This is a genomic window from Nocardioides sp. (assembly GCF_044226765.1).
Lineage (GTDB): Bacteria > Actinomycetota > Actinomycetes > Propionibacteriales > Nocardioidaceae > Nocardioides.
Genome location: NZ_JBGAGJ010000006.1, coordinates 152235 through 177953 on the forward strand (window position 1 = coordinate 152235; position 25719 = coordinate 177953).

At 73.4% G+C, this 25719-nt stretch carries 21 protein-coding genes and 2 pseudogenes; 6 read left to right on the forward strand and 17 right to left on the reverse strand.

Features of this window, described 5'->3' with window-relative positions; all coding sequences use genetic code 11:
• Positions 1–24 precede the first annotated feature (24 nt).
• Positions 25–1611 (reverse strand): phosphoglycerate dehydrogenase, encoded by a 1587-nt coding sequence (gene serA, locus ACILRH_RS14400; protein ID WP_395694371.1) that lies wholly within the window; start codon positions 1609–1611, stop codon positions 25–27.
• Positions 1612–1825: 214 nt separating this feature from the next.
• Between serA and ACILRH_RS23350 the strand changes: the two are divergent.
• Both ACILRH_RS23350 and ACILRH_RS23355 read left to right on the forward strand, forming a co-directional pair.
• Positions 1826–2332, forward strand: a pseudogene (locus ACILRH_RS23350) (ATP-binding cassette domain-containing protein); the annotation flags it as partial.
• A gap of 528 nt (positions 2333–2860) precedes the next feature.
• Positions 2861–3373: pseudogene (locus ACILRH_RS23355) on the forward strand (ATP-binding cassette domain-containing protein); the annotation flags it as partial.
• Between the two features lie 111 nt (positions 3374–3484).
• Here the strand turns inward: ACILRH_RS23355 and efeB are convergent.
• The 11 genes from efeB to ACILRH_RS14460 form a co-directional block, all read right to left on the reverse strand.
• Entirely contained in the window at positions 3485–4774 is a 1290-nt protein-coding gene (gene efeB / locus ACILRH_RS14410) for an iron uptake transporter deferrochelatase/peroxidase subunit (protein ID WP_395694375.1), read from the reverse strand.
• Positions 4771–5931, reverse strand: coding sequence for an iron uptake system protein EfeO (efeO, locus tag ACILRH_RS14415; protein ID WP_395694376.1), 1161 nt, complete (start codon positions 5929–5931; stop codon positions 4771–4773). Before efeO ends, efeB begins: the two co-directional genes overlap by 4 nt.
• Positions 5932–5975: 44 nt before the next feature.
• Positions 5976–6845 (reverse strand): iron uptake transporter permease EfeU, encoded by an 870-nt coding sequence (gene efeU / locus ACILRH_RS14420; protein WP_395694378.1) that lies wholly within the window; start codon positions 6843–6845, stop codon positions 5976–5978.
• A 69-nt stretch (positions 6846–6914) separates the two neighbouring features.
• A complete protein-coding gene (locus ACILRH_RS14425; protein WP_395694380.1) occupies positions 6915–7622 on the reverse strand; it encodes a DsbA family oxidoreductase in 708 nt (235 codons plus the stop codon).
• Positions 7623–7650: 28 nt separating this feature from the next.
• Positions 7651–9447 carry a sensor histidine kinase gene (locus tag ACILRH_RS14430; RefSeq protein ID WP_395694382.1) on the reverse strand — a complete coding sequence of 599 codons (1797 nt, stop codon included), beginning with the start codon at positions 9445–9447 and terminating at the stop codon, positions 7651–7653.
• A 153-nt stretch (positions 9448–9600) separates the two neighbouring features.
• Entirely contained in the window at positions 9601–10629 is a 1029-nt protein-coding gene (gene ilvC, locus ACILRH_RS14435; RefSeq protein ID WP_395694383.1) for a ketol-acid reductoisomerase, read from the reverse strand.
• A gap of 32 nt (positions 10630–10661) precedes the next feature.
• Complete coding sequence (ilvN, locus tag ACILRH_RS14440; protein WP_395694385.1) at positions 10662–11216, reverse strand: acetolactate synthase small subunit; 555 nt, start codon at positions 11214–11216, stop codon at positions 10662–10664.
• Positions 11213–12967 carry an acetolactate synthase large subunit gene (locus ACILRH_RS14445; protein ID WP_395694387.1) on the reverse strand — a complete coding sequence of 585 codons (1755 nt, stop codon included), beginning with the start codon at positions 12965–12967 and terminating at the stop codon, positions 11213–11215. The genes ilvN and ACILRH_RS14445 overlap by 4 nt, the downstream gene beginning before the upstream one ends.
• A gap of 214 nt (positions 12968–13181) precedes the next feature.
• Positions 13182–13862, reverse strand: coding sequence for a VOC family protein (locus ACILRH_RS14450; RefSeq protein ID WP_395694389.1), 681 nt, complete (start codon positions 13860–13862; stop codon positions 13182–13184).
• On the reverse strand, positions 13859–14275 hold the full coding sequence (locus ACILRH_RS14455; RefSeq protein ID WP_395694391.1) for a VOC family protein: 417 nt from the start codon (positions 14273–14275) through the stop codon (positions 13859–13861). The genes ACILRH_RS14450 and ACILRH_RS14455 overlap by 4 nt, the downstream gene beginning before the upstream one ends.
• A gap of 50 nt (positions 14276–14325) precedes the next feature.
• Positions 14326–15135 carry a pentapeptide repeat-containing protein gene (locus ACILRH_RS14460; RefSeq protein WP_395694392.1) on the reverse strand — a complete coding sequence of 270 codons (810 nt, stop codon included), beginning with the start codon at positions 15133–15135 and terminating at the stop codon, positions 14326–14328.
• 22 nt (positions 15136–15157) lie between these two features.
• Here ACILRH_RS14460 and ACILRH_RS14465 point away from each other — a divergent pair, with 22 nt between their 5' ends.
• Positions 15158–15505, forward strand: coding sequence for a UBP-type zinc finger domain-containing protein (locus tag ACILRH_RS14465; protein ID WP_395694394.1), 348 nt, complete (start codon positions 15158–15160; stop codon positions 15503–15505).
• A 6-nt stretch (positions 15506–15511) separates the two neighbouring features.
• Here the strand turns inward: ACILRH_RS14465 and ACILRH_RS14470 are convergent, their stop codons facing one another.
• The 3 genes from ACILRH_RS14470 to xylB form a co-directional block, all read right to left on the reverse strand.
• Positions 15512–16516: a beta-ketoacyl-ACP synthase III gene (locus ACILRH_RS14470; protein WP_395694395.1), complete on the reverse strand. Its 1005-nt coding sequence runs from the start codon at positions 16514–16516 to the stop codon at positions 15512–15514.
• A 122-nt stretch (positions 16517–16638) separates the two neighbouring features.
• Positions 16639–17853, reverse strand: coding sequence for a kynureninase (locus ACILRH_RS14475; RefSeq protein ID WP_395694396.1), 1215 nt, complete (start codon positions 17851–17853; stop codon positions 16639–16641).
• Positions 17850–19247 carry a xylulokinase gene (gene xylB / locus ACILRH_RS14480; protein ID WP_395694398.1) on the reverse strand — a complete coding sequence of 466 codons (1398 nt, stop codon included), beginning with the start codon at positions 19245–19247 and terminating at the stop codon, positions 17850–17852. The genes ACILRH_RS14475 and xylB overlap by 4 nt, the downstream gene beginning before the upstream one ends.
• A gap of 25 nt (positions 19248–19272) precedes the next feature.
• Between xylB and ACILRH_RS14485 the strand changes: the two genes are divergently transcribed.
• Positions 19273–20157 carry an aldose 1-epimerase family protein gene (locus tag ACILRH_RS14485; RefSeq protein WP_395694399.1) on the forward strand — a complete coding sequence of 295 codons (885 nt, stop codon included), beginning with the start codon at positions 19273–19275 and terminating at the stop codon, positions 20155–20157.
• 14 nt (positions 20158–20171) lie between these two features.
• On the opposite strand, the gene ACILRH_RS14490 is transcribed toward ACILRH_RS14485, so the two are convergent.
• Both ACILRH_RS14490 and ilvD read right to left on the reverse strand, forming a co-directional pair.
• The gene (locus ACILRH_RS14490) at positions 20172–21665 is read right to left on the reverse strand and encodes a choice-of-anchor Q domain-containing protein (protein ID WP_395694401.1); all 1494 of its coding nucleotides are present in this window, start codon (positions 21663–21665) and stop codon (positions 20172–20174) included.
• A gap of 111 nt (positions 21666–21776) precedes the next feature.
• On the reverse strand, positions 21777–23459 hold the full coding sequence (gene ilvD, locus ACILRH_RS14495; protein WP_395694402.1) for a dihydroxy-acid dehydratase: 1683 nt from the start codon (positions 23457–23459) through the stop codon (positions 21777–21779).
• Positions 23460–23537: 78 nt separating this feature from the next.
• Between ilvD and ACILRH_RS14500 the strand changes: the two genes are divergently transcribed.
• Entirely contained in the window at positions 23538–23963 is a 426-nt protein-coding gene (locus tag ACILRH_RS14500) for a hypothetical protein (RefSeq protein WP_395694404.1), read from the forward strand.
• 27 nt (positions 23964–23990) lie between these two features.
• Positions 23991–25718, forward strand: a complete 1728-nt coding sequence (locus tag ACILRH_RS14505; RefSeq protein WP_395694406.1) for a hypothetical protein — start codon at positions 23991–23993, stop codon at positions 25716–25718.
• Position 25719 lies beyond the last annotated feature (1 nt).

The window sequence follows — 25719 nt, forward strand, 5'->3', positions numbered from 1 at the left end:
CCCCAGGGAGGTCGATCCGGCCGCTCAGACCAGGTCGACGGCCCGGACCGAGAACGCCTCGATCGCGTGCTGGATGTCGGCGAGGGCGTCGTGCGGGATGGCGGTGTCGACCGACAGCGCGACGAGTGCCCGGCCGCCCGGCGCGGTCCGGGCCACCTGCATGCCACCGATGTTGACCCCGGCCTCGCCGAGGATGCCGCCGACGGTGCCGACCATGCCGGGCCGGTCGGGGTAGGTCAGGAAGGCCAGGTGGGCGGTGGGCTCGATGTCGACGTCGAAGCCGTTGACCTCGACCAGCCGCTCGCGCTGGTTGATGCCGACCAGCGTGCCGCTCACCGAGACCGTCGAGCCGTCGGCCAGGGTGCCGCGGATCGTGATCAGGTTGCGGTGGTCGGGACTCTCGGCCTCGGTCACCAGACGCACGGCGCAGCCGCGCTCCGCGGCGAGGAGCGGTGCGTTCACGTAGGAGACCTGATCCTCGACGACGTCGGCGAACAGACCCTTGAGCGCGGCCAGCTCGAGCACCTTGACGTCGTGGTCGGTGATCTCACCCCGCACCTCGACGTCGACCTGCTGCGCCACCTCGCCCGCGACGCCGGTGAAGATCCGCCCGAGCTTCTCGGTCAGCGGGATGCCGGGACGCACGTCCTCCGCGATCACGCCGCCCTGGACGTTGACGGCGTCGGGCACCAGCTCGCCGGAGAGGGCGAGCCGCACCGACCGGGCGACCGCCAGGCCGGCCTTCTCCTGCGCCTCGTCGGTCGATGCGCCCAGGTGCGGGGTGGCCACGACGCTCTCGAGCTCGAAGAGCGGACTGTCGGTGCACGGCTCCTGGGCGAACACGTCGAGGCCGGCGGCGGCGACGCGGCCCTCCTTCAGCGCCGCGTAGAGCGCCGTCTCGTCGACGATCCCGCCGCGGGCGGCGTTGACCAGGATGAGCGACGGCTTGACGCGGGCCAGCTGCTCCGCACCGATCAGGCCGACCGTCTCCGGCGTCTTGGGCAGGTGCACGGACATGAAGTCCGCCTCGACCAGCAGGGTGTCGAGGTCGACCAGGCGCACCCCCATCTGGGCGGCCCGGCCGGGCTGGACGTAGGGGTCGAAGGCGATGACCCGCATCCCGAACGCGGCCAGCCGCTGTGCCACCAGCACCCCGATCCGGCCGAGCCCCACGATGCCGACGGTCTTCTCGTAGAGCTCGACGCCGGTGAACCGCGAGCGCTTCCACTCGCCGTTGCGGAGCGCAGCGTGCGCGGGAGACACGTGCCGGGCGGCCGCCAGCATGAGCGCGACGGCGAGCTCGGCCGCGGACACGATGTTCGAGGTCGGCGCGTTGACGACCATGACACCGGCCAGCGTCGCCGCGCGGACGTCGACGTTGTCCAGGCCGACACCGGCTCGCGCGACCACCCTGAGCCGGGGGGCGGCGGCCAGCGCCTCCGCGTCGATCCGGGTCGCGGACCGCACCAGCACGGCGTCCGCCTCCGGCAGCGCGGCGAGCAGCTCCGCCCGGTCCGCGCCGCGGCAGTGGCGGACGTCGAAGTCCGGCCCGAGGGCGTCCACCGTGGCGGGGCTGAGCTCCTCGGCGATGAGTACGACAGGCAGGCTCACAGCGGCGGTCCTCGACGGGAGTGCGGGGGTGGGACGTGCACGGCGCTGTGCTCCGGGCGACTGTACCCGACGCCCGCCGGGGCGGGTCCCGGAAAATCGATCGCGGCCGGGCAGCTGCGGCGCCTACGCTCTGCCTCGACCCATCCCCGGACCGAGGCAGGCGACGTTGGAGCTCTGAGGTGCCCCTCCACCTCTCGACACCAGGAGCTCCGTCATGTCCTCGACCACCCCGGTCATCACCGCGTCCGGCCTCGGCTTCGCCTGGCCCGACGGCACTGCGGTGCTGCACGACCTCGACCTGCTCGTCGGCCCCGGCCGGTCCGGCCTGGTCGGTGTCAACGGCGCCGGCAAGTCCACCCTCCTCCGGCTGGTGGCCGGCGACCTGCGGCCCACCGCCGGCCACCTCGCGGTGGCCGGCGAGGTCGGCTACCTCCCTCAGGACCTCACCCTCGACGTCGCGCAGCCCGTCGAGGACTTCCTCGGCATCGGCGCGGTGCGCCGGGCGATCCGGGCCGTCGAGGACGGGGACACCGACCTCCGGCACTTCGACGTGATCGGCGACGCCTGGGACGTCGAGGACCGGGCGGCCGCCGAGCTGGCCCGGCTCGGGCTCCCGCCGGACGTGCTCGAGCGTCGGCTGGGCGAGCTGTCAGGCGGGGAGGTCACCGAGCTCGGCCTCGCGCGGCTCCTCCTGCGACGACCCGACGTGCTGCTGCTCGACGAGCCGACCAACAACCTGGACGCCGCGGCCCGGCGCCGCCTCTACGACGTCGTGGACGGCTGGAGCCGCTCGCTGCTCGTGGTGACCCACGACCGCGAGCTCCTCGAGCGGGTCGACCGGGTCGGCGACCTGCGGGACGGGTCGGTGCGCTGGTACGGCGGCGGCTGGTCGTCGTACGCCGCCCAGGTGCAGGCCGAGCAGGACGCTGCGCGGCAGGCGGTGGCGACCGCCCGGTCGGACCTGCGCCGCCAGCGGACCGAACGCGTCGACGCCGAGCGGATGCTCGCCGGCCGGCGACGCAACGCGGCCAAGGCCGAGCGCACGACCGGCCTGGGCAAGGCGGTGATCAACGCCAAGAAGCAGCAGGCCGAGGAGTCCGCGGCCCGGCACCGGCGGGTGCAGGACGACCGGGTCGAGCAGGCCCGAGATCGCCTGGACGCCGCGGAGGCGCGGCTGCGCGAGGATCGCGAGATCCGCATCGACCTGCCCGGCACCGCCGTGCCCCGCGGCCGGGTGGTGCTCGAGGGAGAGCTCCCGATCTCCGGACCGGACCGGATCGGGCTGGTCGGCCCGAACGGGTCGGGCAAGACCACCCTGCTGCACCGCCTGGTCGACCGGGCCCGCGTGCCCGTCGGGCTCCTGCCCCAACGGCTCGACCTGCTCGACCCCGAGGACACCGTCTACGGCAACGTGGCCCGCCGAGCGCCTGAGGCGGACCCCAACCAGGTCCGCGCCCGGCTGGCTCGGTTCCTCTTCCGGGGCGCCGCGGCCGACCGGCGGGTCGGCGACCTGTCCGGCGGCGAGCGCTTCCGGGCGTCGCTGGCGGCGTTGCTGCTCGCCGATCCGGCGCCCCAGCTGCTGCTGCTCGACGAGCCCACCAACAACCTGGACTTCGCGTCGTACGACGCGCTGGTCTCGGCGCTGGCGGCCTACCAGGGCGCGCTGGTGGTGGTCAGCCACGACCCGGCGTTCCTCGAGGACGTCGGGGTCGAGCGGCTGGTCGACCTGGGTGACGAGACGCCGGGCGTCCGACGACCGTGACCTCCCCCGGCGGACTTGTCGGCCAAAACCCTCGCTTGTCGGCCGAAGTTTCGGCCGACAAGCGAGGGTTTACCCGGTCGACCGGGTAAACCAGCACGGGCCCCAGCAGTCTCAGGTCCGCTCGAACAGCGCCTGGCCGACGTACTCCCCCGGCCCGATCCCGGGCGGGACGGCGAACAGCGCTGACCCGGTGACCTTCAGGTACTCCATGAGCGCGTCGACCTTGGCCATCCTCAGCTGGATCGGCACGAAGTGCGTGTCCGGGTCCCGCACGAACGCGACGAAGAACAGCCCCGCGTCGAGGCCGCCGAGCGGGTCGGACCCGTCGACGAAGTTGTAGCCCCGGCGCAGCATCCGCGCGCCACCGTTGAGGTCGGGGTGCACGACCCGCACGTGCGCGTCGCGCGGGATGACCGGGCCGTCGCTGCCGGGCATCGAGAAGTCTGGCCCGGAGAACTCGTGTCCACCGGAGAGCGGGGCACCGGTGTCCTTGGTGCGGCCGACGAACGCCTCCTGGTCGCCGAGCGGCTGGCGGTCCCAGACCTCGATGGTCATGTTGATGCGCCGGGCGACGAGGTAGGACCCGCCGGCCAGCCACCCGGCACCCGGGTCGTCGTCGGCACCGACCCACACGTGCTCGGCGACCGCGTCCTTCTCCTCCGCCTTGATGTTGGCGGTGCCGTCCTTGAACCCGAACAGGTTGCGCGGCGTGGACTGCTGGGTCGAGGTCGTGGAGGTGCGGCCGAAGCCGAGCTGCGACCACCGCACCGCGACCGTGCCGAAGCCGATCCGGGCCAGGTTGCGGATCGCGTGCACGGCGACCTGGGGGTCGTCGGCGCACGCCTGGACGCACAGGTCCCCCCCGGACCGCTGGGGGTCCAGCGCGTCTCCTGGGAAGTGTGGCAACGGGCGCAGCGCGGTGGGCTGCCGGTCGGCGAGCCCGAACCGGTCGCGGCCGGCTGCGTCGCGGAACAGGCTGGGGCCGAACCCGACGGTGATCGTCAGCCCGCTGGAGGGCAGGCCGATCGCCTCGCCGGTGTCGTCGGGCGGCACGGTGGCCGGCCCCTCCGTCGGGCCGACCTCCCCGGCCGGCAGGCCGCGGGTCATCCTGTCGGCGGCCCGCGTCCAGGCCTTCAGCAGGGCGACCAGCTGCGCCCGTGAGCTCGTGGTGACGTCGAACGCAGCGAAGTGCAGCCGGTCCTGGGCCGGGGTGGTGATGCCGGCCTGGTGCGGTCCGCGGAACGCGAAGGCGTCGTCGGATCCGCTGCGGGCCGCGCCGTCGGCGGCCGAGGCCCGACCTGCGGCGAACGCGCCCGCCGCCACACCGGCGACGGCCGCGCTGCCACCGATCAGTCCGCGGCGGGAGACGCCGCGCTCGTCGGTGACCCCGGACCCGCTCACGACAGCACGGCCGCCGTGAGCTGGGAGAGCGGCTCGGACAGCGCGTTGACGGCGTTGGCGAGCTGCTGCACCTGCTGCCGGCTGAGCTGGTCGTAGGAGACGAAGCCGTCACCTCGGCGCTGGGCGTCGAGCAGGTCCTGCAGCTGGGCGAACCTGGCCTCGAGCGTCCTGGCGAGCTCGGGGTCCTTCTGCTCGACGATCGGCTCGAGGCCCTCGAAGCCGACGCGGGCCCCGTCGACGTTGGCCTGGAAGTCCCACAGGTCGGTGTGGGACCAGATCTCCTCCTCGCCGGTGACCTTGCCGGTGGCGACCTCCTCGAGCAGGCCCCGCGAGCCGTTGGCGATCTGGTCGACGGTGAACGACAGGTCCTCGATGCGGCCCTCGAGCGTCTCGGTGTTGGCCATCAGGTCGTCGGCGTACGTCGCACGCTCCTTCGCCGTGAGCGGCGTGTAGCCACGGGCCGGCGGCCAGAGGTCCTTCTCGATCCGGTGCCAACCGGTCCACCGCTGGCCGGGCTCGAGGTCGGCCTCTCGGGCGTCCATCTTGGGGTCCAGGTCACCGAAGGACTCCGCCACGGTCTCGATCCGCTCCCAGTGGGTCCGCGCCTCGGGGTAGAGCGCCCGGGCCGCGTCGTCCTTGCCGGCGCGGTAGAGCGCCACGAACTGCTCGGTCTTGTCCGCCAGCTGCTCGCTCTGCTCGTGCACGTAGTCCTCGTACGCCTCCACGGCCCGGTCGACCGCGTCGTCGTCCGTGGCGGCGGTCGGCTCCTGATCGGACGGCGAGACGGTGAAGTCGTCCCGGATCCCCTCGCCCTTCATGCCCGGCTTGCACGCCGTGACATAGCTGCCGGCCGGAGCGCTGACGACCAGCTCGCGCGACAGCTGGGGCCCGATGTTCTCCACCTCGCCGACGATGCGCTGGCCGTCCTCGCCGAGCAGGTAGAACTCGGTGACCTTCGAGCCGTCGTTGGTGACCTCGAAGGTCAGCGTGCCCGACGGCGCCCGGGTGGTGGAGAGCTCGCAGCCGTCGTCGGTCGAGGTGACCGTGATCGTCCGGGCGTCACCGGAGGCGGCGTCGGACCCGTCGGCGTTCTCCGTGCAGGCGGCGAGCGCCGGCAGGGCGAGGGCGAGGGCGGCGGCGAGCAGGGGTGTGCGCATGGGTCTCGAGGGCCCTTTCGAGTGGGTCGGAGGGTGACGTTGGTTCAGCGTCGGACGGACGTCGGCTGCTGCGGAGCGGTCGCCGCCGCCGGTGGGGTGGCTCGGCGCCGGGCGCCGCGCAGGAAGAGGAACATCACGGGCACGACGTAGAGGACCCAGACGGTCGCCTCGAGCACGGTGGTGGCCGGAGAGAAGTTGAAGACGCCCTTGAGCAGCGTGGCGTACCAGGTGCTCGGGTCGATCGTGTCCGAGACGTCCCAGGCGAGGTTGTCGAGCCCGGGGAGGATCCCGGCCTCCTGCAGGTCGTGCACGCCGTAGGACAAGACACCGGCGGCGACCAGGATCAAGAACGCGCCGGTCCAGGTGAAGAAGGTGCTCAGGTTGATGCGGATCGCGCCGCGGTAGAGCAGGTAGCCGAGCACGACGGCGGTCGCGAGCCCGAGCGCGGCCCCCACGAGCGGCTGCCAGGTGGCGTCGCTGTCCCGGGTGACCGCCTCCGTGGCGGACCACAGGAAGAGCGCGGTCTCGAGACCCTCGCGGCCGACGGCGAGGACGGCGACCAGCACGAGCGCCCACCAGGAGCCCTCGGCGGCGCTGTCGATCTGACCGCGCAGCTCGCCGCTGAGGGACCGGGCCGCCCGCGCCATCCAGAAGATCATCCAGGTCACCAGGCCGACCGCGACGATCGAGAGGAACCCCCCGATGGCCTCCTGCGCCTCGAACGTGAGGCTCCGCGGCCCGAAGAAGAGGGCGAACCCGAAGGCGAGCGCCACGGCGACGGCGATGGCGACCCCCAGCCAGATGCGCGGGAGCAGGTGGCGCCGGTCGGTCTTGACCAGGTAGGCGACCAGGATGCTGACGACCAGGGCCGCTTCGAGGCCCTCGCGCAGACCGATCAGGTAGTTGGCGAGCACGAGAGGGATGCTACGACAACAACTTAGGTTTGCCTAACCAAACGTGGAACTCGTCACGTCGACCCGGTCTCAGACGGCGCAGCCGTCCGGTCCGCACACCTCTCCCGTCGCGGTGACCTGCTCGAGCACCGGGTGCGACTCGGCCCAGGCCTGGGCGAGCAGGCGCTCGAACACCTCGGCCGGCTGGGCGCCGGAGACGGCGTAGCGGCGGTCGACGACGAAGAACGGGACGCCGGTCGCGCCGAACGCGCGCGCCTGGGCGACGTCCGCGGCCACCTCGCCGGCGTACTCGTCACCGTCCAGGACGGCGACGACCCGGTCGTGGTCCAGGCCGGCCCCGGTCGCGACCTCGGTGAGCACCGCGTGGTCGCCGACGTCCCGCGCGTCGTGGAAGTACGCCGCCAGCAGCGCCTCCTTCAGCTCCCGCTGGAGGGCCGGTCCACCGGTGTCGAGCGCGAGGTGCAGCAGCCGGTGCGCGTCCACGGTGTTGGTGTGCACCGTCTCGAAGAGGCGCAGGTCGAGGCCGTCCCCGGCCGCGACGTCGACGAGCTGCTGCTGCATGTCGCGCATCTCGTCCTCGGTGCGCCCGTACTTGCGGGCGATCACGCCGGTCGAGAGCTCGGTGCCGTGGCGGGGTGCGGTCGGGTCCAGCTCGAAGGAGCGGTAGACGACCTCGACGTCGTCGGCGTGCTCGAACCGGCCGAGCGCGGTCTCCAGCCGCCGCTTGCCGACGTAGCACCACGGGCAGACCACGTCGCTCCAGATCTCGATGTGCACGAGGGCCGAACGTCGTCGCGGGCGCCGCTCATTCCCGGGCGGCCGGGAGGGTGACGGTGAACGTGGTGCCCTCGCCGAGCCGTGAGGTCACCGCGACCCGCCCGTCGTGCCGCTCGACGATCGTCGCGACGATCGCGAGACCCAGGCCGGTGCCGGGCTGGGTGAGCGCCGCCGGGTTGGTGGTGCGGAAGAACGCACCGAAGAGGCCGGCCTGGTCCTCCTCGGAGATCCCGAGCCCGTCGTCGGCGACCTGCAGCACCACCTGGTCGCCGGCGGCGCGTGCCGAGACGGTCACGTGCCCACCGACGGGGGTGTACTTCACCGCGTTGCTGACCAGGTTGCCGAGCATCCGGTCCAGCTCCTCGGCGTCACCGCACACCAGCAACGGCCCGTCGGGCACGTCGACGGCGACCGACTGCTGCTTGGCGCCCGCCGCCGACTCGGCGAGCAGGCCGACCTCGCGGACCAGGGCCGCGAGGTCGACGCCGGCGCGCAGCAGCGGGTGCTGGGGGTGGCTGACCTTGGCCAGCAGCAGCAGGTCGTCGACGACCTTCTGCATCCGGTCGACCCCGCGGGTCATCGCCGAGACGAAGCGGCCGGCCTCCGGCGGGACGCCCTGCGCGTCGAGCAGCTCGAGGTTGCCCGAGATGACCGTCAGCGGGGTGCGCAGCTCGTGGGAGAGCGTGGCGATCAGCTGGGTGCGGTAGTCGTCGAGCTGCTGCAGCTCGTGGACCAGGTCCCGCTCGTTCTCGAGCGCTCGGGACGTGAGCAGCGCGGCGCCGAGGTCGTGGCCGATCTCGAGGGCCGAGGTGCGCTCGACCGCCGACCACGGTGGGTCCTGGGCGCGCCGGGTCAGCACGAGGAAGCCCAGGCACTCGCTGCCCACGCCCAGCGGGACCGCCAGCACGCTGGACAGCTCGAGGTCGGCCAGCTGCCGGTGCACCGCCTCAGGGACCTCGGTGGACTCACCTGCGCTGACCACCAGCACCCGCTGCTCCCGCCACAACCGTGGGGCCAGCTCGGCCGCGAGCGCGACCACCTCGTCGGAGAGGTGGATCATCTCCCCGGCGTACGAGCGGACGTAGCCGAACCCCGGGTCACGGCCGCCGAGCACGTGGATCCAGGTGCCGCTCGAGCCGAAGCCCTCCACCAGCGACCGGTGGGTGTGCAGGACGACCTCCTCCAGGGTCGCGTGGGTCGACATCGAGGTGGCGCGGACCAGCCGCCGCGCAGCCTCGGCGTGGCCGACCTGCTGCACCAGCTCCTCACGCTCGAACGCGGTCAGCACCGCCCGCTCGGCCTGCGCGGCGTAGCGCTCCAGCAGGCGCCGCTGGGCCGTGTCGGGGCGCCGCCCTGACACGGGGTTGTCGACGGACAGGACGCCCACCAGGCGACCGTCGTCGTCGGTCAGCAGCCCGACGAGGACGTCGAGGGGGTGCCAGGCGTCCTCGTGCTCGCCCTGCTCCCCCGCGGTGACGACCCAGTGGCCGTCCAGCGAGCCGTCGTACCGCTCTGCCGGGAGGAAGTGGAAGCGGCCCCACGCCTCCCCGCGCTCGACGACGGGATCGAGGATGGTGACGGGGTCGGCGTTCTCGAGGAGGTACTCGCGGAACTCCTCCGGGCCCGTGTAGGCCATCGTGATCAGCTCGTCCTCGAGCACGACGGACAGCGCGGCGACCTCGAAGCCGATCATCTCCGCGACCGACTCCACCATCAGCTGCAGCACGGCGCGCGCCGACGAGTCCGACCAGCCGGTGTGGTCGGGGTGGCTCATCGGCTCGGGCACCGGCACGGGTGCGGACGGCCCGGATCCCTCCGTCTCCATCCGCGCAACCTACCGCTCCGGTCCCGCCGAGTCGGCGCTACTGCAGGCGCCCGACACGCCGAGTCGGCGCGAATGCTGGTGAGCGCCCGGCATTCGCGCCGACTCGGCGGCTCTCGGACCAGCATTGGCGCCGGCTCGGCGGCCGGTGTGAGGTCAGCGGGTGGCGGTGCCCTCGGTGTAGTCGGAGTCGTGCGACTTCACCCAGGCCATCAGCTTGCGCAGCTCGCGACCGGTCTGCTCGATCGGGTGCTGCTCGCCCTTCTTGCGCAGCTCGGTGAACTCCGGCGAGCCGGCGTCCATGTCGTCGATGAAGCGCTGGGCGAAGGAGCCGTTGCGGATGTCGGCGAGGACCGCCTCCATGTTCTTCTTCACGTCGGGCGTGATGACCCGCGGGCCGGAGACGTAGTCGCCGTACTCCGCGGTGTCGGACACCGACCAGCGCTGCTTGGCGATGCCGCCCTCGTACATGAGGTCGACGATCAGCTTCAGCTCGTGCAGGCACTCGAAGTAGGCGACCTCGGGCTGGTAGCCGGCCTCGGTGAGCACCTCGAAGCCGTACATGACCAGCTGCGACGCACCGCCGCACAGCACCGCCTGCTCGCCGAAGAGGTCGGTCTCGGTCTCCTCGGTGAAGGTGGTCTTGATGCCACCGGCGCGCAGGCCACCGATCGCCTTGGCGTAGGACAGCGCCAGCGGCCAGGCGTTGCCGGACTCGTCCTTCTCCACGGCCACCAGCACGGGCACGCCCCGGCCGTCGACGAACTCGCGGCGGACCAGGTGGCCGGGGCCCTTCGGCGCGACCATGAAGACGTCCACGCCCGCGGGCGGGGTGATGTAGCCGAACCGGATGTTGAAGCCGTGCCCGAAGACGAGGGTGTCGCCGGGGGTGAGAGCGGGCTCGATCTCCTCGGCGTACAGCTTGCGCTGGTGCTGGTCGGGGGCGAGGATCACGATCACGTCGGCCTCCTCGGCCGCCTCGGCCGGGGTCACGACGCGCAGGCCCTCGGCCTCGGCCTTGGCGCGGCTCTTCGAGCCGGGCTGCAGGCCGACGCGGACGTCGACGCCCGAGTCGCGCAGGGACAGCGCGTGGGCGTGGCCCTGGCTGCCGTAGCCGATGACGGCCACGTTCTTGCCCTGGATCAGGGACAGGTCGGCGTCGTCGTCGTAGAACATCTCAGCCACGGGGGCTTCTCCTTCTTCGTTGGGGTGCTGCGTCAGCCCGCTGCGGGCGGGGCGGGGATGGTCACCGGGCGCAGGGTGCGCTCGGAGATGGAGCGGGAGCCGCGCCCGATCGCGACCATGCCGGACTGGACGAGCTCGCGGATCCCGAAGGGCTCGAGGACGCGGAGCAGGTCGGCGAGCTTGTCGGCGTTGCCGACGGCCTGGATCGTCACCGCGTCCGGCGCGACGTCGACGACCTTGGCGCGGAAGAGCTGGACGGCGTCGAGCACCTGGCCGCGGGTCTCCGCGTCGGCCTTGACCTTGACCAGCAGCAGCTCGCGGTTGACCGACGCGGACCCGTCGAGCTCGACGATCTTGATCACCTCGACCAGCTTGTTGAGCTGCTTGGTGACCTGCTCGAGCGGCGACTCCTCGACGTTGACGACGATCGTCATCCGCGAGACCTCGGGGTGCTCGGTCGGCCCGACCGCCAGGGAGTCGATGTTGAACCCACGCCTGCTGAACAGGCCCGCGATCCTGGCCAGCACACCGGGCTTGTTCTCGACCAGCACCGACAGGGTGTGGCGGGAGTCGGACAGGCTGCTCATGCGCGGAGCTCCAGCTCGGTGTCGTCGTCGAACTTCGGGGCCAGGTCGCGGGCGTACTTGATGTCGTCGTTGCTGGTGCCGGCGGCCACCATCGGCCACACCATCGCGTCGCGGTGGACCCGGAAGTCGACGACGACCGGGACGTCGTTGATCTCCATCGCCTTGGCGATCGTCGCGTCGACGTCCCCCGGGCTCTCGCAGGCCAGGCCGACACAGCCGTAGGCGTCGGCGAGCTTGACGAAGTCGGGGATCCGCTTGGAGTGCAGGTCGGTGTTGGAGTAGCGCTCGTTGTAGAACAGCGACTGCCACTGCCGCACCATGCCGAGCGACTCGTTGTTGATGACCGCGACCTTGATCGGGATGTCGTTGATGGCGCAGGTGGCCAGCTCCTGGTTGGTCATCTGGAAGCAGCCGTCGCCGTCGACCGCCCACACCGTCGCGTCGGGGCGACCGACCTTCGCGCCCATGGCCGCCGGGACGGCGTAGCCCATGGTGCCCAGACCGCCGGAGTTGATCCATGTGTTCGGGTGCTCGTAGCCGATGAACTGGGCCGCCCACATCTGGTGCTGACCGACACCGGAGGCGTAGACCGTCTCGGGTCCGGCGATCGCGCCCAGCCGCTCGAGGACGTACTGCGGCGCCAGCTCGTCGGCGGGCGCGTCGTAGCCGAGCGGGTACTTCTTCTTCACCCCGGCGAGGAACTCCACCCAGGCCTCGTAGTCACCGGTGTGCCCGGCGTCCGCCTCGGTGGTCAGGGCGACGACGAGGTCGCTGATCACCTCGCGACAGTCGCCGACGATCGGCACGTCGGCGGCCCGGTTCTTGCCGATCTCGGCGGGGTCGATGTCGGCGTGGATGACCTTCGCGCCGGGGGCGAACGAGTCGAGGTTGCCGGTCACCCGGTCGTCGAACCGCGCCCCCAGGCTGATGATCAGGTCGCTGCGCTGCAGGCCGGCGACGGCGGCGACCGTGCCGTGCATGCCGGGCATGCCCAGGTGCTGGACGTGGCTGTCGGGGAACGCCCCGCGCGCCATCAGCGTGGTCACGACCGGGATGCCCGTGAGCTCGGCGAGCACCCGCAGCTCGCGAGCCGCGCCGGCGCGGATGCAGCCGCCACCGACGTAGAGCACCGGGCGGCGCGACTCCAGGATCAGCCGGGCGGCCTCCCGGATCTGCTTGGCGTGCGGGCGGGTCACCGGGCGGTAGCCGGGCAGGTTCAGCTCGCTCGGCCACGAGAACGTCGTCGTCGCCTGCAGCGCGGACTTCGCGACGTCGACCAGCACCGGCCCGGGACGGCCGGTGGAGGCGATGTAGAAGGCCTCGGCCACCGTGCGCGGGATCTCGGCGGGGTCGGTCACCAGGAAGTTGTGCTTGGTGATGGGCATCGTGATGCCCCGGATGTCGGCCTCCTGGAACGCGTCGGTCCCGATCGCCGCGGCCCCGACCTGGCCGGTCACCGCCACGATCGGCACCGAGTCCATGTGGGCGTCCGCCAGCGGCGTGACCAGGTTCGTCGCGCCCGGCCCGCTGGTGGCCATGCAGACCCCGACCCGGCCGGTGGCGGCGGCGTACCCCTGCGCCGCGTGCCCGGCCCCCTGCTCGTGCCGGACCAGGATGTGGCGGATCGAGGAGTCCATGAGTGGGTCGTACGCCGGGAGGATGGCGCCGCCCGGGATGCCGAAGATGTCGGTCGTCCCCGCTGCCTCCAGCGACCTGATCAGGCTCTGCGCGCCTGTCACCTGCTCGCTCATCGAATCTGTCGTCCTGTCTCGTGCCGTGCGGTGCCCAACAAAAAACCCCTCGGCCCGGCGGGCGGCGAGGGGTGACGTGCGCGCTGGACCGGGTGCGGTCAGCTCACACGTCGAGTGCGTACAAGAACATCGGTGCGCATGCGGACACCGTAGCCGCCGGGGCTCGCGCCCGCACCCGAGTGTGGCACGCGTCCCACCATCCGGGACGCGAGTCTCATTCCTCGGCGAGGTCCCGGCCGTCGGCCGTGCACACGCAGACCTTGTTGCCGTGGGCGTCGGCGAGCACCCAGAACGCCGGGGCGTGCTCGTCGGTGACCAGCGTGCCGCCGGCCGCGACCGCGGCGGCCACCCGCTCCTCGGCGACCTCGCGCGCGACCACGATGTCGAGGTGGAAGCGCTGCTGCACCTCCCCCGTGGCGGCCGGGGCCTCCTGGAACCACAGCGTGTTGTTGCGGCCGCCCGGGTCCTGGATCTCGGTCGGCCACGCCGACTCCCCGTAGCCGAGGACCGTCGCCCAGAACGGCTTCACGGCTGCGGCGTCGGGCACGTCGAGCGCCAGCTCGAGCGTCGACACGTCGCGCGGACTGGAGCCGATGCCGAGCTCGGCGGCGATCTCGGAGATCCGGCGCGCCAGCGCCAGGTCGCGGCTCGTGACCCCCTGGACGTCGTGGCTGTGGAGATCGACGTCGACGTGGGGGTAGGTCAGCACCACGTCGGGATGGTGGTCGGCCAGCTCGGCCGCCTCGGCGATGCGGTCCACCAGCTCGACGCCGCGCGCGAAGCTCCCGGTGGCGAAGCGGGCGTGCAGCCTCATGAGGAAGAACCGCCAGTCGGCGAGCCCTTCGGCCGCGACGGCCGGGTAGCGGAGCACCTGGCGCGGGTCGTCCTGGGTCATGGCAGCACCACCTGTCCGATCGGTCCGGGGTTGACGGCGACCTCCCAGTGGTAGCCGTCGGGGTCGGCGAAGTAGCCCGTGACGCCGCCCCAGTCGCGTTCGACGGGGTCGGTCACGGGGTCGGCTCCCGCCCGGCGGGCGAGCTCGAGCACGGCGTCGACCTCCGCGCGGGTCGCGACGTTGTGGGCCAGCGTGACCGGCGCGAGGCCGGGGCCACGGCGGATCGGGCCGACCTCGGCCTCGAAGCCCGCCTCGTGCCAGAAGGACAGCACGACGTGCTCGCCCACCTGCACCATCAGCACCTCACCCGGGACGTCGAGCGCGGCCACCCACCCGAGCCCGTCGAGGTAGAAGGCCCGGGTGGCGTCGAGGTCGCTCACCGCGAGCGTGACGAAGCTGATCCGCTGGTCCATCGAGCCACCCTCGCACAGCCCTCCGACAGTCGACCCCGTCGCCAGGGTCGTCAGGTCGTCCAGTGCGCGGGAGCCGCGAAGCCGGGGGGCAGCCGGGTGCCCCGGTCCCCGGTCGCGGCGGCGAGCTGGGGGCGGGTGAGGAGCAGCGCACCGGCCAGGTCGGCACCCCGCAGGTCGGCACCCCGCAGGTCGGCCCCGAGCAGGTCGGTCCGGTCCAGGACGGACCCGCGCAGGTCCGCGCCGACGAGCAGCGCCGCCCGCAGGTCGGCACGGCGCAGGTCGCGCCGGCGCAGGTCGGCGCCCACGAGGTCGGCGCCGGCGAGGTCCGGGCCGCCGGGTGCGCGCACGCGGCGGCTCGCGGAGCGCAGGGCCGCACCGACCTCGGCCCGCAGGGCCGGGACGTCGGTGGCGAGCACGCCGGTGGCCGGGCCGCCGGCCACCGCGGCCAGCCGGTCGCCGAGCTCCTCGAGCCCGTCCCGGTCGGCGTCCCCCAGCGCCGGCAGGCCGGCCGCCCACCGCACCAGGAAGAGCGCCTCCTGGGTGGCGCGCAGCACTCCGAGCACGGCAGCGGCCTCCGCGGGCGGTCGCGGTCCCCCGGCGTACACGTCCTGGACCACCCGCTGGCCGGCCCCGAAGCAGTCGAAGGCGACGCAGCCGGGGAACCCCTCGCCGCGCAGCCGGTCGTGGATGCGGCACCGGTCGTCGGCGGCCAGGTGGACGCACGGGGTGCCGGCGGCCTTGTCGAGGGCGAAGTCGTGCGACCTGGTCAGGGGCAGCACCACGCAGCACAGCGCAGCGCAGGCCGAGCAGTCGGCGACCAGGCCCGGGTCGTCGAGCGGTGAGGGTCTGGTCCCGGGCACGGCCCGACCCTAGTCTCGTCGCATGAGCGAGCGCGCCGGCGTCGATGCGACCGTGGCACCCAGCGGCACCGGCTGCGTCGAGTGCGAGGCGGCCGGCGGGTGGTGGGTTCACCTGCGGCGGTGCGCCCAGTGCGGGCACGTCGGCTGCTGCGACTCCTCGCCGCGACAGCACGCGACGTCGCACTTCCGCGAGACCGGCCACCCGGTGATCGCCAGCTTCGAGCCCGACGAGGACTGGTTCTGGGACTACGCGACCGAGGAGGGGTTCGAGGGACCGGCGCTCGCGGCACCGGTCTCACGCCCGCGGGACCAGCCCGTCCCCGGACCGGCCGGCCGCGTGCCGGCCGACTGGCGCGACCACATCCACTGACAGCGGCTACGGGCCGACGACCGGGGGGATCGTGACGACCTGCCCGGCGTAGCTCAGCCCGGCGCCGAACGCGATCAGCAGCGCCGTGTCGCCGGGCTTCGCCTCGCCGTCGCGGACCATCGCCTCGATCGCCAGCGGCACGGACGCCGCCGAGGTGTTGCCGGAGTCCTGGACGTCGCGGGCGATCGCCACCCCCTCGGGGAGCTTGAGCTGCCGGGCCAGGAGCTCGGTGATGCGCAGGTTGGCCTGGTGCGGCACGAACGCATCGAGGTCGTCCAGCCCGAGGCCGGCGCCGGCGACCGCCTCGCGGGCCACGTCGGCCATCGCGAACGGCGCCCAGCGGAAGACCGCGGTGCCCTCCATCTGCACGACCAGTGGGTGGTCGGGGTCGAGCTCGTCGCAGCGCATGGACTGGGTGATGACGTGCGACTGCGATCCGTCGGACCCCCAGGCGACGGGTCCGATGCCCGGCTCCTCGGCGGGCCCGACCACCGCGGCACCGGCGCCGTCGGCGAAGATGAACGCGGTCCCGCGGTCGGTCGGGTCCATGAACGTGCTCAGCCGCTCGGCGCCGACGACGAGCACGTGGCCGGCGTTGCCGCCGCGGACCAGGTCGGAGGCGACCGAGAGTGCGTGGCAGAAGCCCGCACAGCCGGCGGAGACGTCGAACGCGGCGGCGCGCGAGCCCAGCCGGTCGGCCAGGATCGGGGCGGCGGCGGGGGTGTGCTGGACGTGGGTCGAGGTCGCGAAGATCACCGTGCTGAGGTCGCCGGCCGAGACGCCGGAGGCCTTGAGCGCGCGCTCTGCCGCGACGGTCGCCATGTCGAGCAGCGACTCGCCCTCGGCGGCGTACCGCCGGGTCCGGATGCCCGACCGGGTCTGGATCCACTCGTCGCTGGAGTCCAGCACCTCGCAGATCTCGTCGTTGGTGACCAGGCGCTCGGGCCGGTGCACGCCGAGGCCGAGCATCGCGGTCGCAGGGGCGCCGGCGCGTTGGGTGATGGCTGTCACACGCCGAAGGGTAGCGGCCTGTCCCCCGGCCGGCCGCGGTGCCGGCGCTGCAGGCGGCCGGGGCAGGGCGTGAGAGGCACGAGCAGCCCGTCAGCCCGTCAGCCCGTCAGCCCGTCAGCCCGTCAGCCCGTCAGCCCGGCGAGTGTGTCGCGGACGGCGACGAGACCCTGCTCCACCTCGGCGAACGAGGTCGAGAGCGGCGACAGGCCGATCCGGAGCCCGCCGGGGTCGCGGTAGTCGGGGATCACGTCGCGCTCCCAGAGCGCCGCGGTGACCTCGCGCATCAGCGGGTGCTTGAGGGTGACGTGGCCGCCGCGCAGGGCGGGGTCCCGGGGCGACGCGAGCACCACGCCGCGGTCGGCGAGCAGGTCGTCGGCCACCTCGACGGCGTACGACGTGAGCGCGACCGACTTGGCCCGCACCGCCGCCATGCCGGCCTCGTCGACCAGCTCGAGCATGTCCTGCACCGCGAGCATCCCGACGATCGGCGGCGTGCCGGACAGGAAACGCCGGATGCCGGAGGCCGGGGTGTAGGTCGGTCCCATCAGGAACGGGTCGACCGCGCCCATCCAGCCCTGGATCGGCTGGGTGAGGGTGTCCAGGTGCCGGCGGGCGACGTAGCAGTAGGCCGGCGCGCCCGGCCCGCCGTTGAGGTACTTGTAGCTGCACCCGACCGCGAGGTCGACTCCCCACGCGTCCAGCTCCACCTCGACCGAGCCGGCGGAGTGGCACAGGTCCCACAGCACGAGCGCACCCGCGTCGTGGGCGATCCGGGTGAGCTCGGGGACGTCGGCCAGCCAGGCGGAGCGGTAGGCGACCTGGGAGACGACGACGAGCGCGGTCTGCTCGCCGACGACGGCGGCGAGCTGGTCGGCGGTCACCCCGGCGGCGAGGTCGACGTCGATCCACCGCAGCGTGAGACCGCACTCCTCCGCGATGCCGGCGGCGACGTAGCGGTCGGTCGGGAAGTTGTCGCGGTCGATGACGATCTCGGTGCGGCCGGGCCGCGCGGCGACGGCCGCGCGCATCAGCTTGTAGAGCAGGACCGTCGTGGAGTCCCCGATCGCGGTCTGGCCCGCAGCGGCCCCGAGGACCACCCGGCCGAGCTCGTCTCCGATGGTGCGCGGGAGGTCGAACCACCGCTCGTCCCAGCCGCGGATGAGTCGGCCGCCCCACTCCTCCTCGACGAACCGTGCCAGCCGCGGCCCGGTCACCGCCAGCGGTCGGCCCAGGGAGTTGCCGTCGAAGTAGACCAGCGGGGTCCCGGCGCCGACGAAGCGGTCGCGGTACGACGCCAGCGGGTCGCGCTCGTCGAGCGTGGCGCCCCGGGCCGTCATGGCCGCACCGCCGTCAGGTCGCGCACCTCGGCGTACCGCTGGCGCACCGCCGGCGTGGGCGGCACCTCGGTCTCGACGACGTCGGCCAGCGGCCAGTCCGGTGGGGACGCGGTGCCGGCCAGCACCCAGGCGGCCTGCCGGGCGGCCCCGCGGGCGACGTACTCCCCCGGCTGCGGCACGGTGACCGGCAGCCCCAGGACGGCCGACGCGATCTCGCGCACCGCGCGCGAGCGCGCGGCCCCGCCGACCATCACCACCCGCTCGACGGGTGTGCCGAGCGAGCGGACGGCGTCGAGGCCGTCCGCGAGGCCGCAGAGCATGCCCTCGACGGCGGCTCGGGCGAGGTACGCCGGGTTGGCAGTCTCGAGCCGCAGCCCGTGCAGCGCCCCGGTGGCGTCGGGCTTGTTGGGAGTGCGCTCGCCCTCGAGGTAGGGCACCAGGACCATGCCGCCGGCTCCTGCCGGGGCGGAGAGCGCCAGGTCCGAGAGCCCGGCGTGGTCGGTGCCGACCATCCGCGCGGCGGCGTCGAGGACCCGCGCCGCGTTCATCGTGGCGACCAGCGGCAGGTAGCGCCCGGTCGCGTCGGCGAACCCCGCCACCGCGCCCGTCGGGTCGCCGACCGGCCGGTCCGCCACCGCGCAGGCGACGCCCGACGTGCCGATGGACAAGACGACGTCGCCGCTGGTGGCGCCGAGGCCCAGCGCCGCGGCGGCGTTGTCGCCCGTGCCGGGGCCGAGCACCTGGCCGGCGGGGGTCGTGCCGGCGCGCTCGGCCGGACCGAGGACCCGGGGCAGGACCGCGTCGTGGCCGAGCCCGAGCTCGAGCAGGTCGCGGCGGTACTCCCCCGTCGTCGGGGACCAGTAGCCGGTGCCGCTGGCGTCACCGCGGTCCGTGACGAGGGTGTCGAGCCCGACGGCACCGGCGAGCCGCCAGGTCAGCCAGTCGTGCGGCAGGCACACCGCCGCCGTGCGCGCCGCGTGCTCGGGCTCGTGGTCGCGCAGCCAGCGCAGCTTGGTGACGGTGAACGACGCGACGGGCACCAGCCCGACCGCGTCGACCCACAACTGCGGACCGCCGAGCTCGGCGATCAGGTCGAGGGCGGCCGGCGCGGAGCGGGTGTCGTTCCACAGCAGCGCCGGCCGCACCACCGCGCCGGCCTCGTCGAGGCAGACCATGCCGTGCTGCTGGCCGCCGACGGCGACCGCGGCGACGTCGTGGAGCCCGCCCGCCGCGGCGATCGCCTGCTGCAGGGCGTCCCACCAGTGGTCGGGGTGCACCTCGGTGCCCTCGGGGTGCGGCGCGCTCCCTGCCCGCACCTGGGCACCGGACGCGGCGTCGCAGACGACGACCTTGCAGGACTGGGTGGAGGAGTCGATCCCGGCGACGAGCGGCATGCCGCGATTGTGTCAGGGTGACGGCATGCGCGAGCCCTCCGGACACACCCTCCTCCTCCGGCACGGACCCTGGGCGGCCGAGGTGGTCGGCGTGGGCGCGGCGCTGCGCTCGCTCTCCCACGACGGCCAGGAGCTGCTGTCCGGGTGGCCGGCTGGCGAGATCTGCCCGGACTACCGCGGCTGGGTGCTGCAGCCGTGGCCCAACCGCGTCGGGGACGGCCGCTACGACTTCGCCGGTGCGACCCACCAGCTCGCCCTCACCGAGCCCGAGCGCGGCAACGCGCTGCACGGGCTGGCCGGCTGGACGCACTGGGAGGTGCACCACCCCGATGCCTCGCGCGCCGTGCTGCGGCACGAGCTGGTCCCGCGCACCGGGTACCCGTTCGCGCTCGACCTCGGGGTCGACTACCACCTGCGCGACGACGGTGTCCACGTGACGATCACGGGCACCAACGTCGGGGCGACGCCGGCACCCTACGGCTCGGGCCACCACCCGTACTTCACGCTCGGCCGGCCGGTCGACGGACTCGAGCTCACCCTTCCGGCGAGCACCTGGTGCCCCATGGACGACCGCCAGCTGCCCGGCGAGGCGCGGCCGGTCGAGGGCACGCCGTACGACTTCCGCCAGCCGCGCGTGATCGGGGACCTGGTCCTGGACCATCCCTTCGGCGGTCTCACCGGGGACACCGCGAGCGTGCGCGACCCCGGAACCGGCCGGGAGGTGACGCTGCGGCTGGGCGAGGGCTGCCAGTGGCTGCACGTCTACACCAGTGACACCGTCGAGCCGCACCGGGGCGCGGTCGCCATCGAGCCGACCAGCTGCCCCCCGGACGCGTTCCGCAACGGCACCGACCTCGTCGTCCTCCAGCCGGGCGAGTCACACCGCCTGGCGTTCGTGATCGCCGGCTGAGCGCACCCGGACCGTCAGCGGACCCGGCGCACCACGGCCCTGGTCGCGGCCGAGTTGTTCGCCCTCACCGGGTCGGGCTGCTTGCCGCTCATCGTCGCTCGGACGGTGACGGTCCCGGACGAGGGCATCCGCAGGCCCAGCAGCACCTTCACGGACGTGCCCCCGGCGACCGTGCCGAGCTTGCAGGTCGCCTTGCCGCCGGACACCTTGCACGATCCCCTCGTCGCGGTCGCCGACAGCACCCTCGCTCGGGACGCGGTCACGGTGAGCACGGTGCCGGTGCTGCGGTCGAGTCCGTTGTTGCGGGCGGTCGCAGTCGCGATGATGTCCGATCCGGCGAGCGGACTCCGGTTGGACACCGACACCGCCGCTCTCCGGTCCGAGCCCAGCTCCACGGCGCCGAGGTCGCACGCGCCGGCGACCGGACGGGCCTGGCCGCGCTGGTCGGCCGGCGTCGCGCAGGTGGACGCGGCGTTGATCGCCGGGCTGCCCGGGGCGGGCGCCCGCGTGTTCGTCTGACCACCGTTGTCGGCCAGCGCGGTGAGGCCCGCAGGCGCGATGGTGCGGGTGGCTCCGGCAGCGCCACAGCTGGTGTCGTCGAGCAGGTTGCGGCCGAGGAAGACCGGCATCTTCGAGCCGACACCTCCGGTGCAGCTGGTGGCGCCCAGTGGCAGGGCGACGATGGAGTCCTTCACCTCGGTGCTGCCGGACCCGCCGCTGTTCTGGTAGATCCCGGCGCCGTACGCGCTCGTGGACGACACGGTGTTGCCGGCGACGGTCGACGACGTGATCGTGACGTTGCTGTTCAACCCGGCCCAGACGCCTCCGCCGAGTGCACCCTGGCCGGACGCGCCTACGGCGCTGTTGCCGGCGATCGTGGTGTTGAGGACGGTCACGGTGCTGCCGTAGAGCGACAGCCCCCCGCCCCAGGCGCTCGAGCTCGTGCTCGTCGTGCTGTTGCCGCTGATCTCGGAGTCGCGCACCGTCAAGGTGCCGTTGACCGAGTAGACCGGGCCGTACGCTGCGCCGGCCGCCGACGCGATGTTCTTCGTGACCCTGACCGCCTTCAGGGTCAGGTCGCCGCCGCTCTGGTTGACCGCCAGCGCGCCGCCGCCGGTCGCGCCGGTGACGGTCACACCTGAGACGACGGCGATCCCGGAGCTGACCAGGAGCATGGCGTGCGCGCCCCCGGTCGCGTGCAGGATCGTCTTGCGGGCTCCGGCACCGCGCAGGGTGACGTTGGTGGAGAGGGTCAGCGCCGATCCCAGCTCGATCGTCATCGCGGGCACGGTGACGACGTCGGTGCCTGCGGTGGCGTTGGCCTGCATGATGGCGGCCCGCAGGGTGCAGACGTTCGCGGCCGTGGCGCACGCCGGGTCCGCGAGGTTGGCGTCAGGGGCGTCACCGTTGCTGTCGACGGTGAAGCCGACGGCTGCCGCCGGTCCCACCGGCGCCAGGGCGAGCGTGGCCACGACGAGTGCCAGCGCGATCAGGACGCGTCGAATCATGGAAGTCCCTCCGGGGGTGAGGCCCGGTCATCGTAGAGAACTTCGAGCGGCGGGTTGGTGCAAACGGGCAGAGCCGGACCGGTCCGGCCAGGCGCGCGGGTGCCCGCCCGGTCAGCTGGTGATGGCGCCGTGGGCGGCGGACTGGACCACCTTGGCGTACTTGCCGAGCACCCCGCGGGTGTACTTCGGCGGCAGCGGCTCCCAGCCGACCGTGCGCTGCTCCCACTCCGCGGCGTCGGCGACCTCCACCTCGAGCAGCCGGTTCGCCACGTCGAGGGTGATGGTGTCGCCGTCACGGACGAACGCGATCGGGCCGCCGTCGACGGCCTCCGGCGCGATGTGCCCGACGCACAGCCCGGTGGTGCCGCCGGAGAAGCGGCCGTCGGTGATGAGCAGGACGTCCTTGCCGAGCCCGGCGCCCTTGATCGCCCCGGTGATCGCGAGCATCTCGCGCATGCCCGGGCCGCCCTTGGGGCCCTCGTAGCGGATCACGACCACGTCGCGAGGCTGGATGCGCCCCTCCTCGAGGGCGTCCATCGCGGCGCGCTCGCCGTCGAAGACCCGCGCGGTGCCGGTGAACACGGAGTCGTCGAAGCCGGCCGTCTTGACCACGGCGCCCTCGGGGGCCAGGGAGCCCTTGAGGATGGTCAGCCCACCCGTGCGGTGGATCGGCCGGTCGAGCCTGCGGATCACGTCGTCGTCGAGGTCGGGCGGCGACAGCTCGGCGAGGTTCTCGGCCATCGTCCGGCCCGTCACGGTGAGGCAGTCGCCGTGCATCAGGCCCGCGTCGAGCAGCGCCTTCATGACGACCGGGATGCCGCCGATCTTGTCCACGTCGTTCATCACGTAGCGGCCGAACGGCTTGAGGTCGGCGAGGTGCGGGACCTTGTCGCCGACCCGGTTGAAGTCGTCGATCGTCAGGTCGACCTCGGCCTCGCGGGCCATCGCCAGCAGGTGGAGCACCGCGTTGGTCGAGCCACCGAGCGCCATCACGACGGTGATGGCGTTCTCGAAGGCCTCCTTCGTCATGATCTGTCGCGCCGTGATGCCCTGGCGCAGCAGGTTGACGACCGCCTCACCCGAGCGGTGCGCGAAGCCGTCGCGCCGCCGGTCCACCGCCGGCGGGGCGGCCGACCCCGGCAGCGACATGCCGATCGCCTCGGCCACCGCGGCCATCGTGTTGGCGGTGTACATGCCGCCGCACGCCCCCTCGCCCGGACAGATCGCCCGCTCGATGCGGTCGACCTCCGCACGCGTGATCTTGCCGGCCAGGCAGGCGCCGACGGCCTCGAAGGCGTCGATGATCGTCACGTCGTTGCCGTCGACCTGCCCCGGCATGATCGAGCCGGCGTACAGGAACACGCTGGCCAGGTCCAGCCGTGCGGCCGCCATCATCATGCCCGGCAGCGACTTGTCGCAGCCGGCGAGCAGCACCGACCCGTCGAGGCGCTCGGCGTTCATCACGGTCTCCACCGAGTCCGCGATCACCTCCCGGGAGACCAGCGAGAAGTGCATGCCCTCGTGACCCATCGAGATGCCGTCGGAGACCGAGATGGTGCCGAACTCCAGCGGGTAGCCGCCCGCGGCGTGCACGCCGTTCTTCACCGCCTGGGCCAGGCGCTGCAGGGACAGGTTGCACGGGGTGATCTCGTTCCAGCTCGACGCCACGCCGATCTGCGGCTTCTCCCAGTCGTCGTCACCCATGCCGACCGCGCGCAGCATCCCGCGCGCGGCGGCCCGCTCGAGACCGTCGGTGACGTCGCGGGATCGGGGCTTGATGTCGGGGCCGGTCATGCCCCGAAGAGTAGTGCCGGACCCGGCCCCGCAGGGGCCGAGGTCACGATGTGACCTGACGGGTCACGCCTGGAGGGCATGACCACCTCCACCACCACGCAGCCCAGTCGGACCACCCACGAGCTCGCCGCCAGGCTGGTCCGGTTCCTCGAGACCAACACCCCGCCCGAGGGGCTCTTCGCCGACGACCTCTTCACCGACTTCACCATGCCGCTGTGGCGCCTCCAGGCCGAGGGCCGGGACGCCGGCGTCCAGCTGCGCCGCAACGGTCATCCCGGGAGCGGCCGGGTGCCGCGGACCCGGCTGGACGAGACGAGTACCGGGTTCCTCCTCGAGGTCGAGGAGGAGTGGGAGGACCGGGGCCAGACCTGGTACTGCCGCGAGCTGATGCGGTGCGACGTCACCGACGGCGTCGTCACCCAGATCTCCGTCTACTGCACCGGCGACTGGGACGAGGCGACCGTCGCCCGGCACCGAGACGCCGTCACCCTGCCCCGGCCCTGACCCCGCGAACGGCGGGATACTCGCCCCATGTCCGGCAGGCGTGCGCAGCTGGTCGCTGCGTTCCGGGAGGCCCGCGCGTCCGGCGACCCCGCGCAGCTGGCGGAGGCCGCCCTCGCGCTCCCCCAGGCCCAGGGGTTCGGCACCCACCCGGGCGAGCTGCCGGCGTACCTCCACGAGGCGCTGCTCGCCGCCCCGGACGACCGCACCCGGGCCCGGCTGCTGGCCGGGCTGGCACGAGCCTGGGTGTACGGCGGCGAGGCCGAGCGCGGCGCCGAGTTCGCGGCGGAGGCGCAGGACCTCGCCGAGGAGGTCGACGACCCCGTGCTGACCGCCGACGTGCTCGACGCCGCGCTCCTCGCGCACTGGGGACCGGACGACTTCACCGACCGGGTCCTCCTGGCCGCCCGCCTCGAGGCCGTCAGCGCGCACCTCGCGGACCCCGCCACCCGGCTGACCGCCCACCTGTGGCGGCTCACGACGGCGTGGGAGTGCCTCGACGTCGTCGCGGTCGGCCGCCAGCTGCGCGCGCTCGAGCTGCTCGAGGCCGAGGCCGGATCGGCACGGGTCAGCTTCTACGTCCGCTCCCGGCTCGCCATGCAGGCGCTCGTCGTCGGTGAGCTCGACCGTGCCGTCACGCTGCTCGAGCAGGTCGTCGAGGCGGGCCGCTCGATCAGCGAGCCCGACGTCGACGCGGTCCTCCACAGCCTCGCCGCGGACCTGGCGCGGCAGCGGCACGATGTCGAGGCACTGCGCGTCGAGGCCGCCGCGTTCGAGTCCTTCGGTGCCGCGGAGGGCATCGCGTCGGTACTCGCCGAGGCGGCGGTGCTGTGGCTCGACGCCGGCGACGCCGGCCGTGCCGGCGACGTCGTCGACCGGCTCCCCCGTCCCGTCGACCTGCCGGCGGACGTCGACCTCCTGCTGACGGTCACGTGCACCGCGTACGTCGCGACGGCCACCCAGCGGACCGAGCTCGCCGCGGAGTGCGCCGACGTCCTGGCGCCCTACAGCGGCCGGGCCGTCGTCAACGCCGCTGCCGTCTCGTTCCACGGGGTCGTCGACGACGCACTGGCCCGGGTGACGTCCGACGCCGCACGGCGCTCGGCCGCTCTCGCGGCGTACCGACGGATCGGGGCGGCGTGGTGGGCCGACCGGCTCGGCGCTCCACCCCCCGCCGCCCCAACGGACCACCTGGTCGTCCACCTCCACCCCGGCCGCGGCGAGACCTGGACCGTCGGCCGCGCTGGTGCGACGTTCGAACTGCCCGACCTGCGCGGGCTCCACCACCTGCACCGCCTGCTCGAGCGTCCCGGCGTGGCCGTCCCCGCGGCGGACCTGGCCGGGATCGCCGGAGGGCCGCGAGAGGGGGACCTGGGGCCGGTGCTCGACGATCAGGCTCGACGGGCCTACCGTGACCGGCTCGCCGACCTGGACGCGGAGATCGAGGAGGCGGACAGGTGCGCCGACCCCGCCCGGTCCGAGCGAGCGACCCTCGAGCGCTCCGCCCTGGTCGAGGAGCTCGCCCACGCGACCGGACTCGGTGGGCGCGACCGACGACCCGGCGCCACCGGCGAGCGCGCCCGGACCGCGGTGCGCAAGACGATCGCCGCCGCCGTGGCGCGGGTCGAACGGCACGACCCGGCGGTCGCCAGGCTGCTGCGCGACACGGTGCACACCGGCACCTCGTGCGTCGCGGAGCCCGACCCGTCGCGTGCCGTCACCTGGGTTCTGGCCGGTCCCGGGGCCAACACGTCCTAGC

What these genes read in the sequence shown, in the direction of transcription:
- ACILRH_RS14465 (WP_395694394.1), top strand. Translation starts at nt 15,158, where the DNA reads ATGAGCGAGCGCGCCGGCGTCGATGCGACCGTGGCACCCAGCGGCACC.
- ACILRH_RS14485 (WP_395694399.1), top strand. Translation starts at nt 19,273, where the DNA reads ATGCGCGAGCCCTCCGGACACACCCTCCTCCTCCGGCACGGACCCTGG.
- ilvD (WP_395694402.1), bottom strand. Translation starts at nt 23,459, where the DNA reads ATGACCGGCCCCGACATCAAGCCCCGATCCCGCGACGTCACCGACGGT.
- xylB (WP_395694398.1), bottom strand. Translation starts at nt 19,247, where the DNA reads ATGCCGCTCGTCGCCGGGATCGACTCCTCCACCCAGTCCTGCAAGGTC.
- ACILRH_RS14475 (WP_395694396.1), bottom strand. Translation starts at nt 17,853, where the DNA reads ATGACGGCCCGGGGCGCCACGCTCGACGAGCGCGACCCGCTGGCGTCG.
- ilvN (WP_395694385.1), bottom strand. Translation starts at nt 11,216, where the DNA reads ATGAGCAGCCTGTCCGACTCCCGCCACACCCTGTCGGTGCTGGTCGAG.
- ACILRH_RS14500 (WP_395694404.1), top strand. Translation starts at nt 23,538, where the DNA reads ATGACCACCTCCACCACCACGCAGCCCAGTCGGACCACCCACGAGCTC.
- ACILRH_RS14490 (WP_395694401.1), bottom strand. Translation starts at nt 21,665, where the DNA reads ATGATTCGACGCGTCCTGATCGCGCTGGCACTCGTCGTGGCCACGCTC.
- ACILRH_RS14430 (WP_395694382.1), bottom strand. Translation starts at nt 9,447, where the DNA reads ATGGAGACGGAGGGATCCGGGCCGTCCGCACCCGTGCCGGTGCCCGAG.
- ACILRH_RS14455 (WP_395694391.1), bottom strand. Translation starts at nt 14,275, where the DNA reads ATGGACCAGCGGATCAGCTTCGTCACGCTCGCGGTGAGCGACCTCGAC.
- efeO (WP_395694376.1), bottom strand. Translation starts at nt 5,931, where the DNA reads ATGCGCACACCCCTGCTCGCCGCCGCCCTCGCCCTCGCCCTGCCGGCG.
- ACILRH_RS14445 (WP_395694387.1), bottom strand. Translation starts at nt 12,967, where the DNA reads ATGAGCGAGCAGGTGACAGGCGCGCAGAGCCTGATCAGGTCGCTGGAG.
- ACILRH_RS14450 (WP_395694389.1), bottom strand. Translation starts at nt 13,862, where the DNA reads ATGACCCAGGACGACCCGCGCCAGGTGCTCCGCTACCCGGCCGTCGCG.
- ACILRH_RS14505 (WP_395694406.1), top strand. Translation starts at nt 23,991, where the DNA reads ATGTCCGGCAGGCGTGCGCAGCTGGTCGCTGCGTTCCGGGAGGCCCGC.